The organism is Streptomyces cyaneofuscatus (assembly GCF_000718135.1).
Taxonomy (GTDB): Bacteria; Actinomycetota; Actinomycetes; order Streptomycetales; family Streptomycetaceae; genus Streptomyces; species Streptomyces cyaneofuscatus.
Genome location: NZ_JOEM01000035.1, coordinates 13,075 through 33,391, shown reverse-complemented (window position 1 = coordinate 33,391; position 20,317 = coordinate 13,075). Strand labels below are relative to the sequence as shown.

At 75.3% G+C, this 20,317-nt stretch carries 1 protein-coding gene; it reads left to right on the top strand.

The window, feature by feature from the left end:
* Window positions 1-307 precede the first annotated feature (307 nt).
* Window positions 308-20,272 carry a lonely Cys domain-containing protein gene (locus tag IF17_RS0134625; protein WP_244890577.1) on the top strand — a complete coding sequence of 6,655 codons (19,965 nt, stop codon included), beginning with the start codon at window positions 308-310 and terminating at the stop codon, window positions 20,270-20,272.
* The last annotated feature ends 45 nt before the right edge of the window (window positions 20,273-20,317 follow it).

Below are 20,317 nucleotides of genomic sequence, written 5' to 3'. Positions count from 1 at the left end.
TGCGGGGAACATCGGGCTGGTCGGTTACTTCAAGCCGGTGTTGCCGGATCGGGGTTCGGTTCCGGTGGATGCGTGGGACCGGGTGGTCTCCCGGTTCAACCAGCGGTCCACGGAGTTCCATGAACTGGCCGGGAAGATGGCCCAATACGAGGCCGACGGGAAGTTCACCGTTCACGACGGAATCGTGTTCGGGTTCGATGGTGAGGGCGGTCGTCGGCCGATCACCGGAGACCATGACCTGTTCGATGTGTCGGCCCCGGACGGTTCCCGCGTTTCGCTTCCCGAACATGACGCGCTGATCGATGAGATGCGGGCCAAGGACATGGCCGTGGCGCACGGCGCGCACATGTTCTGGAATCCGCCGACGGCTTTCGACAAGTCGGTCTTCGACAAGATCGTCAGCTCCCACGAGGGCTCGTCCGGCGAACCGCTGCTGCGCTTCAGCCCCGGCAGCGATCACGCCGAGCTGGTCCACCCCGAGCCCAACGCCTCCTCCCCTCCCTCCCCGTCCGGCCGCCCGGAGAGCATTGCCGAGGACGTGGACCTGTTCAGCAAGGGCATCGGGACGCCGGGCCTCGTGGACACCGTCCACGCGGACGGGCAGGCCCTCCGCAGACTGCGCACCCGGGCCGACGGGGACTGCCTCTTCCGGTCGCTCCTCGACACCGCGCGCGGCCACGACGTCCCGCCCGCCTGGGCCGCGCGGAACGTCGCCGGCCTCCGCAGCCTGCTCCGCGACCGGCTCACCGGCTCCGAACTGCTGGCCCCAGACGTCGAGGCCACCCCGGACCCGGTGCTCGCCGTCGTCGACGACCTGCGGATGACCGCCCTGGCCGGGGTGCGGAACCCGGAGGCGCGGGAGCGGATCCGGCAGCGCTGGGACCGGATCGAACAGGCGGTCGTCACCGACGGCGACGGGCGCCGGTGGCGGCGCATCCTCCGGGACAGCGGCTACCCCCACCTCGCCGATGTGGCGCCCACCCCCGCCGACGCCCGGCGCCTAGGCACCGACGGGCTGATCGTCGCGACCGCCGAGCTCCCGGCCCTGTGGTCCTCGCCCTTCGCCGACGCGCTCCCGCTCGCGCTGGCGCACACCCTCGACATCGAGCTGCGGCTCGTCCGGCCCGACGCGTCGGCCCCGGCGGGCACCTCCGTCACCCCGCTCAACCCGGGCGGCCGCAGCGGCACCCTGCACCTCGCCTACAACGGCTCCGACCACTACGACGCCCTGGTCCCGGCCGCATCCCTGCCCACCCCGACCTCGACTCCCACCTTGGCCCCGGCCACCACCGACCCGGTCGGCACCGACGTCTTCGGCGAGTGGCTGCGGAGCATGGGCGGCGTCACCGACCTGCACGTTCCGGCCGAGGAGACCCCGGACCGGGGGGACCCCGTACCGCTGGAGACGCAGCTGGAGCGGCACCGCCCGGCCCGGCTGCTGACCGGCGAGGACGCCCGGCCGCCGGGCCCCGCCCCGCGCACCGTCACCTTCGACGACGGCAGCCGGCTGCCCACCGTCCTCATCAGCCCCGACGCCGATCCGGACGACGGTTCGACCGGTCCGGGCGCCCGGACCGACGGAACCCCCGGGGCCGGGCTCCTCAACGGCCTCGGCGTCCTCACCCTGCGCTCGCCCGAGCAGGTGGCCAAGGAGGTCTTCGACCAGCTGCCCAGGAAGCTCCGGGCCCAGTTCGACGAGGCGGAGCTGCTGCGGCTGCTGAAGGACCAGCCCGGCGCGTTCACCGCCCCGCGCGGCGCCCGCTTCGTGGGCCGGGAGAAGTCCGGCGTCGGCCACGAGATGGTCGTCGAGGCCGTCCCGTACCACCGCTGGGAGCGTTTCGGTGAGGTCGGCGGCGCCACCGTCCGGCTGGACACCATGCGGCGCGGCCAGGCCGGTACGGGCGGCGGGCGCAGCGTCGGTGTCGGCCGCCGGGTCGCCGCCGCGCTGGGCATGGGGCCGCCGCTCAACTGGATGCTGAAGATCGGCGTCTCGCTGGGCTGGACCCGGAAGACGGACTACACCCAGGGCACCCAGGCGTACCACCAGAGCGAGTACCGGGCCTGGGAGGGTTCCCACCTGCATCTGGACGACGTCCACTACCGGGTGCGCGTCGAGCGGGTCACCGAGGCCCCGAAGACCCCCTCGCCGACGCCCCGCGGTCCGGGCACCGCGCCCGCCACCGCCCCCCGCTGGCAGCGCAGCCAGGTGCACTCCGCGTCCTTCGCGATGCGGGACGGGCTGAGCTGGCGGCTGCCGGACGACCTCACCGTGCCCTTCAAGGGGCCGAAGAGGGCGCCGGAGACGCTCACCTTCCCGGACGGGGCCGAACCCCGGATCACCGACACCACGGCCCTCCACCTGACGGACCCGCCGGAGGACGTGGCGCTCGCCATCTCCGGTGCCAAGCCCGGTAGTTCGGCGCACCGCACCCTGGTCTCCTACGTCCGGCCGGGACGGCTGCTCGGCCTCTTCGGGCGGCTCGCCGGACCCGTCAGCGGACCCGAGCTGACCCGGGGCAGCGGACAGCACCCGCTGGGCCACCTGATCGTGGAGCGGTCGATTCCGCACCGGGCCACCCTGGTCACGGAGTCGGTCAAGGCGGAGGTCCGCGACCTCGCTCAGACCACGTACCAGAACCAGCGCGCCCACGTCCGCGACACCCGCCTCGGAGTCCAGGTCACCGCCGGGCCGAACTACACCCTCGTCGGCCCCGAGACCGACGTCCGCCTCCAGGGCGGCCCGTTGGTCCGCACCGACCTCAGCGCGGGCCGGGGCCACTACCTCGGCTCCGACGCCGCCCGCAAGGTGACCGGCCGCGTCCGCAACCACCCGATGGCGCTCTACCGGGTGGAGCGCACCCTGATGGTGCGGAAGGCCGGTCAGCCCGCCTCCGCCGCGCAGCCGGTCCGGGTGGTCAGCCTCGACTGGTACTCCACCCAGGACGCGCGCCGCCTCGCGGGCTGGGACAGCCGTACGCCCGGCGCGACCGGCCCGAACCCGGACGCCGAACCGCCGGTGCCGTGGTACCTCACGCGGGAGAACCCGGTGCACCTGGGCGGGCAGGTCCGCGCCGAGGGCTTCGTACCGGACCGGCGGCCCGCCGCCCCGGCGCCCCCGGCCACGACGACGGCCCCCGCCCCGGCCGCCACGACGACGGCCCCCGCCCCGGCGACGGCCGCCACCCCCGCGCCCGCCCCTCAGGACCCCCTGAAGGCCTTCACCGACACGGTCCTGGACACCCTCACCCGCGCCTACCCGTCGCTCTTCGTCCCGCCGTTGATGCTGCGCCACCCCCACCTGGCCAAGCTCTGCTACGGGGACGGGCGCATGCGGACCGCCCTGCACAACGAGCGCCAGGTGCGCGAGGCGCTGAACCGGCCGAGCCTCGCGCAGAGCCTGGACGACCTCACGACCACCGGAGTCCCCGTCACCCTCACCGAGGACGGCAAGGTCCGCCGGGGCCACCACACACTCATCCTGCGCGCCCGCCTCACCGACCGGCAGTTCGAGACCACCCTGAGCGAACGCTCGCTGCGCAACGCCGTCATCGGTACGGAGATCTCCGGCCAGGGGCAGCAGGAGTCCACCACCCTCTCCGCCGGTGTCGAGCTCGGCATCTCGCCGCGCGACCACGACAAGGACCCGGCAGCCGGGGTGCCCCGCCAGGCGGGCAACGTCTCCCTGGGCGCCCGCTACGCGCAGACACGGACCCGGGCCACCAAGAACACCGTCGCGGTCGCCCACGACCAGCTGACCTTCCAGAACGGCGCCGATCTCTACAGCTACCAGGTGGAGTTGGGTGCCACCTTCGAGGGCCACCGCAGGCCGCGCGGCTGGACCCGGCTCGCCACGGTGGGGCTGCTGGGCGCGGGCGTCTTCGTCAGCAAGGTCACGGAGCGGCCTCTGTTCGCCCGGGGGGCCGAGACCGTGGGCCGGGTGGAGCTCGCCGTCCCCGCCGCCCACGGCTCCGACCGCCACGCCCCCGCCGACCCCCCGGCCACCGGTGCCGCACCGGCGCCCGCCCCCGCCCCCGTACCGCGTCCCCTCGCCTCCACCGAGGCGGACCAACTCCTCGACGGGACCCGGCCGCTGCCCCGGACCTCCGCGTCCGACCGGCAGCTCGTGAACAAGCTGCTCAGCGCCCCGCACGTGGTCCTCAGCACCGAGGGCGGCGAGCAGCGGCAGCGGCTCGTCCAGGACACCGCCGACCGCGCCACCGGCACCTCCTGGCACGTCAGCGCGCCCGGCACCCCGATCCGCACCGCCCTGCGCCGGGCCATGGCCAACCTCGGCGTCGCCGGGCAACTCGGCCAGTACCTCGGCCCGTTCGGCTCCCGCATCACCGGGCTCACCGGCGCTGGCCCCTTCTCGACCCACTACCTCAAGGCGGCGGTCCGGGGCGAACTCGACAACGTACGCGTCAAGAGCGACCCCAAGCCGGGCAGCCTCGAAGCGACGATCGGCAACGAGCACCGCGTCGCCGGCAGCTCCAGCACCGGGACCCGGACCACCCTCGGACTCCAGGGCGCGGTGACGCCGTTGCAGCAGGCACCGGGTCAACCGGCGGTGGTGGGTGCGTACTCGACCGCCCTCCAGTACGCCTGGGGCAAGGGCCGCAGCATCTCCCAGACCCTCACCCGGGGCCGCAACACCACCCTCAGCTATGCCGGGCGGATGTACCTGGTGGTCGCCGACGCCACCGAGACCGTGGCCGTACGGGACCGCTGGACGGCCGCGATGGGGGCGGTCGGCACCCGTGCCGGGGGCGGGATCAGCTCCGCCGCCGGGCGGATCTCCGAGCGGCTCGGGCGCGGCCTCGCCCCGCGCCGGGCAGCCGCAGCCCTCCAGCGCGTCCGTGACGCGGTGATGTTCCACCTGCCGATGCAGGACGCGATCGAGGCCGGCCTCGCCCCCGACGGCCTCGGCACCACCACACCGGCCAACCTCGGCGGCGGCTACAAGCTGCCCCCCTTCCTCCGCCGCCGCCACTTCCCCTCCCACCCCAGCGGCCAGCTCGACGCCAGCCGGGCGGCGCAGCAGCTGATGGGGCAGCTGGAGCGGATGGGCGTGCCCTCGCACGACCGCGAGCAGGTGCTCCAGCGCCTCTCCCCGGACTTCCTCCGCTCCCATGTGCACGAGCTGACCACCGACGGCATGGCCCTGCCGGTCCGCTACCGCACCTGGACGAGCCCGCACCACCTGCCGGTCGGCGGCAGCCCCGGCCAGCTCAAGCTGACCCTGACCCCGGTCACCACCACCGTGGAGCGGCTGCGTACCGGCTACGAGCTGGAGGACTACCGCACCACCGCCCGCGACGACGTCGAGGGCCGGTCCCAGGACCGCGGCGCCGATGTGACGCTCAGCGCGAGCGAACGCGCGGCCGGCAGCGGTGTGCTGGTCGCCAACCCGGCGCTCCAGGGCACCGCGGCCAAGCAGCGGTCGAGCAATGTGACCGAGGCGGTCGGCAGCACCACGATGCCCAACATCGCCACCACCCAGGCGCACGCCGAGATCGTGACCACGTACACCCTGACGGCCACCCTGGTGGACGCCTCCGGGAAGCCGCTGGGCCCCACCGCCACCGCCCCCGTCGGCTCCCTCAACGAGATCCTCCCGGCCAGCCTGCTCACCCCGGACGGTGCGGGCGCCGACGGTGCCCTCACCGAGCAGGATGTACGCGAACCCGACCGTGAGGTGCATGTTCTGACGGCTGAACAGGCGCGTCCGGAAGGCATCGCCCGGTGGCGGACCACTGACGGGGAGAGCGGCGAGACCGACCCGGACATCCTGCCCTTCGACGAGGTGATCGGCTCCGGCATCCTCGCCGTCGACATCCTCGGCTCGGCCAACGTGCAGGACGCCCTCACCCTCGCCACCGCCCGCGCCGACGGCTTCCCCGGCGACACGGACCTCGGCAAGCGCCATACGGGCACCATGCTCACCGAACGCGTACGGATGGCCCGTCACACCCCGCTCACCGCCCTCGGCACCGCCCCTGCGCAGGCCCAGCAGGAGGCCACCTCCCAGGTCGGCCTGACGGCGGGCTTCCGGGAAGCGCTCGGCACCGACGGCTCGGCGCTGCCCACCCAGTCCTCCGCCCGCCTCCTCGGCCAGTCCCACACCGCCGACTCCCGCCTCTACGCCAAGATGCACCGCACCGGCGCCCGGCTGCTCGCCGTCGAGAACAAGCCCCGTATGGAGGCCATGCAGCGGCGCAAGACCGGCGACGCGCTGGAAGCGGGCATCACCGACAACATCGAGGGCGCGGTCAGCACGTCGCCGCTGGCGGGCAACAGCAATGCGGGCGTGACCAACCCCGGCGCCACGGTCCCGATCGGCGGTGCCAACGACGCAACCGCCCTCAGGAGCGCCACCGACACCACGCTCGGCACCCACATCAAGGTCGTCACCGACCGCAGCATGCTCTTCGCGGTCCCCGTCAGCTGGCTGTCGGTGGCCGAGGTCGACCACCGGGTCACCGACAGCCGCCCGATGCAGGCCCTCGGCAAGCCCAAGCGCGGCCCGCGCGCCGTCGAGGCCGAGACCACCGCCCTGGTCTGGCTCCGCGAGGACATCGCCCGCGACTACGGCCTGCTGGACGACACGACCTTCCCCGACGAGGCCCGCACGGCCTGGGACGACCAGGCCAAGGCGGCGGCCGACCTCGCCACCGCCGAGAAGAACTACTACGACGCCCGTGCGAAGGCCCGGGAGACCTGGCTCGACCTGAGCCCCGAGGAGCAGACCGCGCTCGGTGACGGCGCCGGGGCCACGACACCGTCCCCGGCGGTGGCCGCCTCCCCGGCCGTCACCGCCTGGCAGACGGCCCGCGACGACGTACGCCGCTGGCAGCAGCGCCTGGACGCCGCCGCACAGGACCACCACCGCCTCCACCTGGCCGCCGCCCGCCTCACCGCCCACCACCAGGGTTCGGGCTCCGTACCGGTGAAGGACGTGCCGCAGGAGTACGCCGCGCCCGACTGGCGCTCCGAGGCGCCGGAACCGTACAAGGTCACCGACGCCACCGGCTCCGCCCCGCGCACCCTCACCTCGCCGGACGGGCGCACGGTGCGCGAGGTCCACGAAGTGCCGCACGACGGGGCCTCGTTCTTCCACGCGCTCCTCGCGACGGCCCAGGACCAGGGCAAGCTGCCCTTCCTGCTCGACGCGGACCTCGCCGACCGGTTCGCGGCCGCCCCCGGTGACCCGGCGCTCACCGCCCAGGCCGTCGGCGCCGTGCGCGACCGGCTCGCCTGGGCGCTGGCCGACAACGGCAACGAGGATCTCCTCGACGGTCTGGCTCTGGATGCGGCGGACACCTTCACGCAGGCCGAACTGGACTACGCCGAAATAGATCTGACGGCTGCTCAGCAGGCGGAGTTCGACGCGTTCGGCCGGCTCCCGCAGACCGTCTGGCCGAGCCCGGAGCAACGGGTGGCGCTGGCCACGGCGGCCCTGTACCGCCCGTTCACGTCCGAGCCCGCGGCGGCGGACCCGGACGGCCGCGACCCGGCCCCGCCCGAGCGCCGGGCGGCCGACCACGGCGGCGCCGACGTGCTGCCCGCGCTCGCGGCCCGGATCCTGGGCACCCCGGTGACGGTGGTGACGGGGGAGGGGCGGCCGCAGATGTTCCTTCCGCACGGCGCCGACCCGGCGACGGCCGACCCGGCCTCGGGCCCGGTGCTCTTCGCCGCGGACGGCTTCTTCTCCGCCGCGCTGACGCCCGGCACGGTGCCGCCTGCCACCACCGCACTGCCCGCCCCGCCGACCACCGTCACGTCTTCGGGCAGTACGGAGACCACCCCCAAGCCGCCCGCCCACCGCAGCCACCCCACCCCGCCCTGGCTGCCGCCCACCGACACCACCGGCCCGCGCTACCGCCTGGACCGCAACGGCCTCCTCACCGCACCCGACGGCGCCACCTACGCCCAGGGCACTCCGGCCGGACGGGGCAACGGCTTCTTCGGCGCGCTCTCCATGGCCCTGCGCCACGCTGCCGAGCAGCCCGGCCGCGACTCACGGGCGGCGGCCCGGCTCCGGACCCGCGCCGGTGCGTCGCCCGCCCAGCTGATGCGGCTGAACGGCCTCCCCGGCGAACGGGCGGAACGCGACACGCTGTTCTCGCCGCCGGCGCCCGGCGACCGGAAGGGCACCCCCGCCCTGAGCCAGGACGCCCTCGACGGCCGGCTGCGCCGCCACCTGGCCAACGCCCCGTGGGGCCCGGACGCCGACCGTGCGGTGGCCGAGTGGGCCGCGAAGGCGACCGGCGCCACGGTCACCCTGATCGAGGAGAACGGCACCGCCCACACCTACGCCGGTCCCTCCGCCGACGCGCCCGTCCTCCGGCTCCGGCGCCGGGGCGGGGACTTCGTGCCGCTGCTCCTGCGGACCCCGGCTCCGACGCCCGCACCGAAGGCCTCGACGCCCGCACCGAAGACCCCGGCCCCGAAGCCGAAGACGCCGGAGATCTCCCCCACGGGCGAGGGACCCGGGCTGCCGGGCGAGGAAGAGGCGTACGAGCTGAGCACGCTCTCCGGCGCCGAGCCCCAGCCCCAGCCCCAGCCCCACGTCAACACCGATCCGGGCTCCGACTCCGATTCCGACTCCGAGGGGGAGGAAGACACCCCGATCTGGGCCGACCCCGAGTGGCTGACGGCGGTGTTCGGTCCGCAGTGGAACCACGTTCCCCGCGCCCGCCTCCAGGAGACCTCCGAAGCCCTCTACGAGCTGGTCGAGGAGGCGGCGGGCGGCCGGACGACCCGCGACGGCCTGGCCGACCTCGTCCGGCACGTCCTGCACCTGCCGACCCGGGCCCGGGTGAGCAACCAGGACGTCCTGGACCTGGGAGCTCTGGCGCTGGAGGCGTCCTCGGACGACCTGGCGAGCGCCGAGGACCTCGCCCTGTACTTCGTCGACCGGCAGATCGAGACCCGGCGGGACGCCCTCGCCGAGGAGACTCTGCTCCGCACGGCGGACCGGACCCCCGCAGGACGGAACTTCACGGAGAAGGACCCGGGTCTTCCGGCTCCGGACGCCTATCTCGCCGAGCGGTCCGGGCGCGCGGCCGAGCAGAACGCGGCCTGGCGGAATCCGTACCTGTTCGTGGCCGGGGCGGCGGAGGGCGGCGGCGTCGAGATCGTGACGCCGTGGCGCACCTTCGTGGTCCGCGACGCCGAGGAGATGGCCCGGATCATCTCGTACGACTCCCGGCGGCCGGCCGGCGCGGACATCGTCCTCGCGCTGCCCCCGGCGTTCGCGGCTCAGGTCGCCAACCTCGTCGCCGGCACGACGGCCCGCCCGGTCTGGTACCCCATGGGGCCGGCCGAGGTCCTCACCCACCCCACCACCGGAGCCGCCCACCTCGTGGTGCACCGGAGGGCCGGGGAGGCCGGTCCGGACTGGACCACGCCCCCGCCTCCGCAGGAGCCCGGCCTGCCCGGCGCCCGCGACCTGATCGACGGCGGCGACACCGACAGCGACGACGGCCGGGGCAGCGACGCCGGAAGCGACAGCAGTTCCGGATCCACCAGCGACGGCGACGCGGAGTTCGACCGGCTGGCCGACCAACTGCAGTGGGAACACCGGATCGACGCCCTGCGCCCCCGCCCGCTGATCACCCGCGACTACCAGGTCATCGACGACAGTGGCACCGGGGTGCTGTTCACCGAGCCCGGCCCCCGGACCGTCGGCCCGGTGACCGCCGGTGAAGTCCGTACGGAGGAGGGGGCCGAGGGCCCCGCGCTGATCCTGCCCCAGCAGATTCCGGGGACCGTCCCCGCCGCCGGCCGGCCGCCGCTGCACATCTCCGCGGACCGGACGGTCGCGCTGCTCTCGGCCGGGGACGACACCACCGGCCGGGGTCGCCAGGTGTACGCCACCCGCGCGGCGATCGAGCGCTCCTCGGCCCGACTGACCGCCGCCGGAGCCGGGGTGCGGCTGGAGGCCGACCCTTCGGTACGGGTGGTGCTCGACCAGGAGGACGGCACGCCCGGCGAACCGCTGTTCCGGGTGGAGCCCCGGTTCCTCACCGCCTCCGGGGCCTCCGAGCACGCCTTCACCCGCGACTTCGCCCGGATGGTCGCCGGAACGGATGCCGCGCCGCTCTCCCATCTCGCCTTCCGCGGCCCCGACGGCACAGTGGCCACGGCCCCGGTCAACGGATTGCACGGCCGGGAGGTCACCGGCACCCACCATCTGGCCCAGGCACTGACGGAGGTGGCCGACGGCACCCGTACCGCCACCGCCGTGACCCCCGACTGGGCCGTCCGGCAGGCGGGCCGGGACCCGCGCTTCACCGGCGGGGTCGTCGGCGCGCCCACCCCGGGCGAGGCGTACGGCCAGGCCCTCAGCCACACCCAGGACAACGCGCTGCGCGGGCCGCTGACCCGGGCCGCCGAGCGTGCCGGGGTCAACGAGTTCGCCTGGGCGGAGGTCGGCGAGGGCTATCTGATCCAGTCGGTCAGCACCACCAACGCCGGCGGCGCCCAGCTCTTCACCCACAACCACGCCAAGCCCGGCGACCCGGTCGGCCCGCACGCCCCGTACCACTTCGCGCAGGTGGTGCTGGCCAGTGAGGACGGCACCCACCAGATCACCCTGGAGAACGAGAACCACAACCGCGCGGAGATCCCGGCGGACCAGCTCGACGCCGTCGTGGACGACAACCTCGACCGCTACGACGAAGACCAACTCACCCTCCTGGCACAGGAGACGGGCTGGCGGGCCGAGCAGGCCCGGCGCGACGGAGCGGACCCGGCGGAGATCGCCCGGCTGGAAGGGTTCGCGCGCGCGGCCCGCGCCCTGGCCGCCGTCCACGAGGCCGAGCACGTCCGGTGGTACTTCACCGAGGACCGCCCCGAACACGGCCTGGCCCAGCGGGAGGTCGACCAGGCCCGTGCCCGCGCCCGGGACGCCGTACGGTCCGCCGCACCGGTCCCGCACGACAAGGACGAGTGGTACTTCCGGGCCTACAGCAAGCGCCCGGGGGAGTCGGCGCACGCCGTCAACGCGGCGCTGCTGTCAGACCGTTCACCCGCCGTGTCCAACCCGCTCACCACGGTCGCCCTGCACGGCCACACCCTCCGTCCGGACCGGCGGACCGTACGCTTCGCTGAGCAGCAGCACACCCTGTCTCCCGGCGCGGACGAGAACCTGGACGCCCTGGCCCTGTACCTGGCCCGCACCGGCCTGTGGAACAGCGCCAACGGTCTGCCCCTGCCCACGGTCACCGTCACCGGACACGGCAACCGCTCCCGGGCCAGCGGCGAGAAGCGGGCGAACGCGGTCGGCAGGGCGCTCGGGGACCGGCTGGCCCCGCTGCTGAGGACGTTCCAGGAGGGCGCCCCCGGCCCGCACGTCCGGCTCTCCGACTTCACGCTCACCCTCGACGCCCAGCGGGTCCGTCGCGCCACCGACCCGGACCGGGGCCGGGTGGTGACCGTCGACATCGACGACCACCGGCACACGTCCTCTCCGGAGTCCGTCCGTCCTACCTCCGGCCGTCCCGCGCCCGCCGGGGAGCCGCCCCGCACCGAGCCGCCCGCCCTGACCCGCCCGACCGGCGGTCCCGCCCCGGAGGGGGCACCGCCCCTCGTCACGGACCCGTCCACCACCGGGTCCCGCACCTCCTCCACCGACCGGGACCCGTCCCGTCCGGGCCGCCGGTCCGCGACGCCCAGCCCCGACCGTGGCGCACCGCTGCCCGGGTGGGTCCGGGCCCGCATCCGGTACGCCGAGGAGTCCGTCGCCTTCGAGCGCCGCCTGGCCGAACACCTCGCGGAGAACGAGGCGGTGACCGAGGAGTTCCGGAAGATGGCGCGCGCCGCGTGGGACCGGGCGCGGCAGCAGTACCCGCGAGCCCTCGCCACGTTCGGCAGCGAGAACCCGAGCATGCCCGGGACGGTCGGGACCAGCAGGCCCGCCCTCCAGCAGGTGCTGCGGACCGGCAACCTGAGGGAGCTGGTGACCTTCCTGTTCCAGGGCATCTCCAGCGACCTGGTGCCGGAGATGCTCGGTGGCCGGGAGGACCCGAACCCGGAGATCGAGGCGGAGCGGCCCAGCCGCCGCCAGGCCGAGGGCCGCGCCGAACTGGAGCGGCTCGCCGCGCAGTTGAACCTGGACGACACCCTCTCCGCAGCGGAGAAGAAGGCGGCCCTCGCCCGTGCCACCCGGGAGCACACGGTCCCGACCGACCCCGACGACGTACGTCCGCCGCTGAGCAGCGCCGAGCGCCCCTTCGCGGTGAACGAGCTCGGGCTCACCTGGATGCCCGCGTCCTCCGTGTACGACCTCGCGATGAGCTCCGGCCTCCAAGGGACGTCCGAGGACTCGGGGGGCCTGGTCCTGACCGGCACGGCGGGGTCGACCTACCGCTTCCTGGTGCACGCCGCCCGGATGCGGGACCGGTGGGGCCTCGAACTGGACCTCGGTCTGATCCGGGCCGGGATGATCGCCATGTCGCTGTCGGCGGGCCACCATTCCTTCCACGAGGTGATGCGGGGTGCCCAGTTGGCGCTGGACTCCCTCCCCGGCCACGATCCGGCCCTGGACTACCAGGACAACTGGGGCCGCTACTGGAACATCCACCCGCTCACCGAGCAGGAGCTGCGCGAACACGTCGCCCGCGAGGGCCGCTTCCCCGACGAGCACGCCCAGGAGGTGCTGGACGCCGACAACCCGGCCCCCGTTCCGGCTCCGGCACTCAACTCCGCCCCGCCGCAGGCCGGGGCCGTGCCTGCCGGGCCGGACGTGGACCTCGATGCCGACCAGCGGCGATACCTCGCGGAGCAGCTCACCGCCGACGACCTGCCGCCGGCCCCCGCACCCCCTGGCGCGGAGGAGACCGTCGGCTCGGACGAGCTGCGCGAGGCGGGCGTCACGCTCTCTCCGGGCCTGCGCGCCGAGATGATGCTGCGCGGCGACGGCCGACTGCCCGCCGGCGGACTCTCCCCGCTGGACCTGGCCCGGGTACGCCTGGTCCGGGCCGAAGACGGAACGGAAGCACTCGACGCGGTGGCGGCGAGCGTGGCGCGCCGGCTGTGGGCCGGGACGTACGCCGAGGTCCTGGACGCGGCCCCCGAGGGGCGGGACGACACGGAGACCGCCCGCGCATGGTCGGCCGCCGTTGCCCTGGTGCTGCCGCCCGAACCGCACCCGGTACTCGCCGATGCCCGGTACGCCGGTGAGGCCTTCCGCGACGCGGTGCGGCGGGTCGCCGGTCATCTGCTGGCGGCGGAAGGCGGTGCCGAGGGCGTACGGGCTTCCGCCGCGGAGCTGGCCGACTCCCTGCGTCCCGGCCTCGGCCTGGCACCGCGCCGGACCGGTCCCGCGACCGGGCCCAGGGGCGGGGAGACGGCGCCGGGGCGGCCCGCGCTCCAGTCCCGGCCGGGTGGCGACATGCCGGATCTGGACATGCCCGACCTGGACTTCGGCCAGGGCCAGGGCCAGGACCCCGGCCCAGGCCAACTCGGCGACATGGACATGGACGTGGATCTGGACCTGGACCTGGGCGCCCTCGATCTGCCCGATGCGTTCCCCTCCGCCCCGGACAGCCTCGACCTGGACGCTCTGGGCGACCTGGGTGATCTTGAGGACCTCCCCGACTTCGACTTCGACTTCACCTTCGACCTGCCCGCGCCCGTACCCGTCGGTCCGGGCGCGGCCGGCGGGCAGCCCGTGTACGCCGTACCCGCCGCCCCGCCCGCCCGGCCGCTCACCACGCTGCCCGCGCTCACCCTCGTACCGTTCGCGCCGCAGGCCACCGGAACCGCCGACAGCGCCGAGCGCGGGGTGGAGCGGCTGGCCCACCAGGTCGCCCGGACCGCGCTGCGCAACCGGCGCAACCGGGTACCGCTGCCCAGGATCGACATCGCCGGATACGGCGCCGACGCGCGGGGTGCCGGGACCGCGCGCGACCGGGACCAGGCCGCCCAGGCCCAGGGGGATCTGCGGGCGCAGGCGGTCCGCGATCTGTTCGTGCGCCATCTCGACCACGCCCTGCGCACCCTTCAGGCGGGCCTCCCCGCCGGGGTCACGCCGCTGCGGCGGCAGGACTTCACCATCAGCGCGCGGGGGCGGAGCCGGGTGCCGGGCCAGGGTGCCACCGTGGCCCTGACCGGGCAGATCGGCCGGGAGGAGCTGGGCCGCCAGGCCACCATCGGCGTCACGTCACCGCGTCACGCCGCCGCCCTGGACGCCCTGGACGCGCTGCGGCGCACCGACCCGGCCCTGCGCTCCGGGCCCCTGGACGTGGACGCGGTCGCCCGCCGGATCTGGCACCTGACGCCGTCCGTGCTCGTCGACCCGGAGATGCGGCGCGACCTGTACACGCTGACCGGCCGGGCGATCGCCGCCGGGCGGGCCACCGGTCTGGCCGCGCTGACCGCCTTCCACCTGGAGGAGCAGGGCCTGCTCGCGGACGACCGCGCCCGGCACGTGACGGCCGGCGGCAACCGGGTGCCGGGCCTGAACTGGACCGGCACCGCGACCGCCGGGCTCGACACCCTCTTCGTGGACCGGCTCACCACCGGGCCCACGGGCGCACCCGCCCCCACCGGGAACGCGGACATCGCGCCGTGGCCGTGGGACCCGGCCCCGTACCCGGTGCTGGCGGACGGCAGCCACGACCGGGTGACGGCCCAACTGCCGGACGGCACCCCCTGGGAGCTGGACGCCGACGAGTTCGCCGAGCTGGTCGCCGCCGACCTGACCCGCCACCCGCTGCCCGAGCGCGCCCCGATCGTGCTGGCCGTGCCGTATGCCGGCGACCGCTACCTGGCGCTGCCCCGCAAGCTCGCCGAGCGCACCGGCCGCACCGTCTGGGTCCACAGCGGCCTGGCGCAGCGCAACCCCGACCCGGCCGCGACGAACACCGTCGCCGTGCTCCACCCGGACGGCCTGCCGGACGGCACCTGGCTCCCGGTCCGCCCCGGCCTGGCGCCGGACCCCGACGACGGCGCCCCGGCCTGGCACCGCGAGGTGCTGACCCAGCCCATCGTCAGCTCCCGGACCGGGCAGCAGACCGGGCGCAGCTTCCACCAGCCCGCCGAACTCGTCGGGGAGCGCGAGAGCTACCGCGACCTCGACCACATGTCCTTCTACGTCCACTGGGACGCCGCGACCAACACGTACTCCGGCAAGCTGCCGATGCGGGACCCCGGGCCAGCGGACAAGGCGTACCGGCTGGCGGGGCACGGGCTGCCGGGCGGGCTGTCCCTGCCGCTGGCCGACGGCTCCAGCCGGACCGCGGACCGGGACGAGGCGGCCGGATGGCTGCGGCGGCGCAGGAGTCTGACGAGCCTGCCGCAGGACCACTGGGTCGACCTGGTGATCTGCCACTCCGGAGCCCCGGGTCAGGGGTCCGCGCAGGACGTCTCCCAGCTCGACGGTGTCCTGCCCGCGCCGTTCACCACCGATCCGCTCGGCGACGACGCCCTCTCCCTCGGGCAGCACCTGGCCAACCAACTGCGGCGCACGACCCGGCTGTCGTACTCCTCCCAGGGCGTGGTCCGGTTCGGCGACGGCCCGGTGCGGGTGCTGGCCACCGATGCCCAGGGCCGCCCCTGGTGGTGGGAGACCAGCCACCCGGAACCGGACGACGCCGAACTCGACCGGCTGGCGGAGCAGGCCGGGTTCCAGGGTGACCCGTCTCCGCGCGTCCGCTCCGAACTGCTGCGCGTGGTGCGGGCGCTGAAGCTGGTCGTCGGGCCGGACGTGCAGGCGGCCGACGACTTCCCGGCACTGGTCACGGGGGCCGCCGCGATCGTCAACATGTGGTTCGCCGACCCGGACCTCCAGCCCACCGGCCCGTTCTGGCCGCAGCTGCTCACCCAGGTGATCGCGGCGCACCCCCTCGCGGCCGGCGGCGTGGACGGGGACGTCACCCGCCAGGTGCTGGCCGAGGCGGCGAAGGCGTGGCGGAACGCGGGCGGCGCGCTGCCGGTGAGCAGCTTCGTCCCCCTCCCGCAGCTGCGTACGGCGGCGGCCTGGCTCGCCGGCCCGGCGGCGGTGGACCGGGCGGCCGTCGACGCGCTGCGGCTCACCGACCCCGCCGACGCCCCCGCGCACCGGACCCGGATGTTCTGGGCGAGGGTCCGCGCCGAGGAGGCACTGCCCGGCCCCGGACCGGCCGCCGACCTGCTGACCGTACGAGCCCTCCGCCTCGACCAGGACGCCCAGGTGGACGACGCCCTGCGCGACCGGGCCCGCGCCCTGCTCACCCGGGGCTTCGCGGCAGGCCGGAACATGGCCGACCCCGACGTGGCGGGCGCGTACGCCATCGAGGCGGCCGGTGCCCTCGCGGCGCCCGCGCTGCTCACCACCGTGGGCGCGGCGTTCGGCTCCGGCCGTGACTGGCGAGGCCTCGCGACCCTGCTGCCCCGGCTGGACGGCTTCCGGGTGGCGGACACGACGGTGGACGCGCCGTGGGCCGGACCGGGCGCGGACGGCACGGACCGGCCGGTGCCCTACGCGGTTCGGGCCTCGGTGGACCTGGAGGACAGTAGCCACGTCCAGGTGACCGTGGGCGCGGCCACCCACCGGCTGTCGGCCGCCGAGTTCGCCGAACTGCTGTCCTCCGATACGGACTTGCAGGGCATCCAGTCCTCCGCGCCCGTCCTGCTGCTGCTCGACGGGCTGAGCGGCCCCGCCCCGGAGGTCGCGGAGACCGTCGCTCGCAGGCTGGGGCGGCCCGTGTGGTGGAGCACCTCCCCGGTCGAGCTGTCCGCCCCGGACACCGCCGAGGGCGAACTCCCCGTGCTGGCGCCCGACCTCTCCACGCTGTCCCAACCCAGCTCCACGGACTGGCGGTTCACCGCACCGTCCGTCCCCGACCTGGGTGCGCGGACGGTGCCTGCCACGTCGGCCCCGGGTCCCGGTGCGCCTACACCGGCCACCAACAGCGAGCCGGGCGCCGGCAACTCGCGGATCGGGGACCCGGCCGCCGCACCCGCCGACACCACCCCGATCGCCGTCCGGAACCCGCGCAGCTCCGTCAACGATCCCATGGAAGGCGTCGAGTCCACCTCCGTACCGACGGCCCCCGCCGCCCCCATGCTCCCCGCCGTCCCCGTCGCCCCCGCCTCGGTGAGGGCCCTGCAACCGCTGCCGCCCAGGACCCTCGTGGCGTACGGGCGCGACGAGACCAGCCCCTCCGCGCAGGGGGACCGGACCCTGGAGCTGCTCGCCGCCCAGGTGGCGGCCACCGGCCTGCGCAACCGGCGGGCGGGCGCGTCCCTGCCCCGGGTGGAGGTCACCGGCTACGGAGCCGAAATCCGCCCCGACCGCCCGTCCTCCGGCTCACCCGCGAGGCGACGCGCCACCACGGCGCGCCACCGCTTCACCCGGCTGCTGGCGGCCGAACTGGAGCGGCTGCAACGGGATCTGCCGGCCGACGCACCCCGTCTGACCGCCCAGGAGTTCGGCATCGTCGTCAAGGCCATGGCCCGGGTACCCGCCGACTGGGTGGGCACCGGTGCCCTCGCCCAGGTGACCCGCGCCGAGCTGGGCCGCCAGGCGACCGTCGTCCTCCACCAGCCGCCGGACGCGGTGGCGGTCCAGAAGCTCGACTCCCTGCGCCGCCGTGACCGCGCGCTGCGGGACCAGCCGTTCGACGTGGATGCCATTGCCCGCCGGGTCCTGCACCTGGACCCCGGCGCCCCCGTCCAACAGGACACCAGGCAGGAGCTGTTCGGTCTGGTGGGCCGGGCCACGGCGGCCGGCCGGGCGACGGGCTTCCCGGCGCTGGCCGCGTACCACCTGTCCGAGCTGGGGGTCACCGCGCCGGGTCGCGCCCAGCACTTCACCGTGGGCGGCAGCCGGGTCCCGGGCCTCAACTGGGGCACGAGCGACGTCATCGGACTCGACACCACCCAGGGCGACCTGCTGGAGGCCGACCCGGCGGGCGGCTACGACGTCGTGAGCACCTCACCGACCCCCTGGCCGAGCTCCACGACCCCCTACGTGGTGGCCGCGGAGGGCGGGCCAGACCAGGTGGAGGCACGGCTTCCGGACGGCACCGTACGGGAGTTGGGCATCGAGGAGTTCGTGGAGCTGGTCGCGGCCGACCTCGCCCGCGAGGCGCTGCCGCCCGGCACGCCCGTCGTGCTCGCCGTACCGTTCGCCGCCGACGGGTACCTCGGCCTGCCCCGCAGGCTCGCCGACCGTACGGGCCGGACGGTGTGGGCGCACAGCGGCCGGATCACCGTCGAGTCCGCCCCCGGTGAGGCGAGCACCATCGATGTCGTCCGCACCCCGAAGACACCCCGGGGCGACTGGATCGCGAGCGATCCGGGGCTCGGGCCGGACACCGACGACGACACTCCCGGCTGGCACCACGACGTGGTGAGCCGGGCCCTCGTCAGCGCGCTCAGCGGCCGGCAGATCGGCCGGGCCTCCCACCATCCCGCCGAGTTCGCCCGGGACTTCGAGGACGACGACCGCCACCTCGACCGGATGGCGACCTTCGTCCACGACCACCCGGCCACCGGCCGCACCTCCGGCGAGTACGACCTTCCCCGGCCCGGCCCCGAGGACCGGGCGTACCGGCTGGACCTCCATGGCTCTCCGGGCAGCCTGACGTTCGCCCTGCGCGACGGCACCACCCGCGACATCGACGAGCGGGAGGCCGGACCGTGGCTGCGCCGCCGCAAGAGCCTGACGACCCTGCCCGATGACCACTGGGTCGACCTCGTCGTCTGCTGGAGCGGAGCGCCGCGCGACAGCGCCGTACCGGAGCCGGGCACCGCATCCGACGCGTACGGCGGCCCCTTCGTGGCCGACCCGCTGGCCACCGTCTCGATGGGCCAGCACGTGGCCAACGCCACCGGGCGCGCGGTACGCCTCGCTTACGGCCCCCAGGGCACCCAGGAGAGCAACGGCCGCTACCGGCGGACCCTGTTCGCCGACGCCCAGGGCCGCCGCCGGGCCTGGGCGCTGGCCAGTCCTGAACCCGACGCCGGCGAACTGGACCGACTGGCGGAGATCGCCGGGATCAGCCCCGGCGACGGCGAGGTGTCGGACGAGATGCGTACGGCGACGCTGCGGCTGGTGCGGGCGCTGCGGATCACCTTCGGCCACGACATCGACGACGACCCCGGCTTCGACGACCTGCTGCGCGGGGCGGCGGCCGTGGACCAGATGTGGCGCAGCGACTCCGACTTCGAGGAGGCCGGGCCGTTCACGCTGGACCTGCTCCACCGGGTCGTCGCCGCGCACCCGGAGGCGGCCGCCGGGGTGGACCGGCAGACCACCCGCCGGGTGCTGGCCGCCGCCGCGGAGCAGTGGGCCCGGTACCCGGGCGACGGGCTCGTCGGCTTCGTCGACCTGCCCGCGGTGGAGGCTGCCGCCCAGTGGCTGGCGGAGGGGGACGCGGAGGACGAGGCCGCCGCCGTTCTGCGCCTGCGCACCGACGAGGTGGGCGAGGCGGAGATGTCCCGGATGTTCTGGGCGCGGGTCAAGGCCGAGGAAACGCTGCCGGGGGTCGGCCAGGGCACGCAGGAGTTCGCCGCCCGGGTCCTCCACCAGGAGCCGGACCCGGGCGCCGCCCACGCCCGCCGCACCGAGGCGCTCGACGTGCTGACCCGGGCCTTCGCGGTGGGCCGGGAGGCATCCGACCCCGACATCGCGGCGGCGTACGCCCTGAAGGAGGCCGGCGCCTACGACGACACCGCGCTCGACACGGTCCAGGGCACGGCGGACGGCACCGGCCGCGACTACACGGGTGGGCCGGCGCAGGACGTGGACCTGGCCCGGTTCCGTACCCCCACCGGACTTGCGGACGCGCCCTGGGCGCAGGGCAAGGACCGGCCCGCCCCCTACCTGGTGCGGGCCGGGGCCGACGCGGACGACCCGGATCTCGTCGAGGTGTCCTGGGGCGGCGACACCTACGAGGCGACCGCCGACGAGTTCGCCGAACTCCTCGCCGCCGACACGGCGTTGGCCCGTACCGAATTGACTGTGCCGGTCGTGCTCGCCCTCCCGGGCCCGGCCGCCGACGCGGCCACCCTCGCGGACCTCATCGCCCGCAGGCTGGGCCGCACCGTGTGGTGGACCGGCTTCCCGGCGGACCTCTCCGGCGCCGGTGACGCCGGGGACCCGGTGCTCACCCTGCACCCGGCGGCCGACGGCACCGCCCCCGGGGTCGCCCCCTGGCAGCGGGCCCGCCCGGCACACCCCGCCTCGGCCGAGGACGCCCCGCGCCCGGTCCCGGCACCGCTGCCCCGCTCCAGGCCGAGCGACGACGACCGCACCGGGGCATCCGCTCCGGCCCTCTGATGCTCGAACCCGACCCCTGCCCCGACCCCTGCCCCCGACCACGCA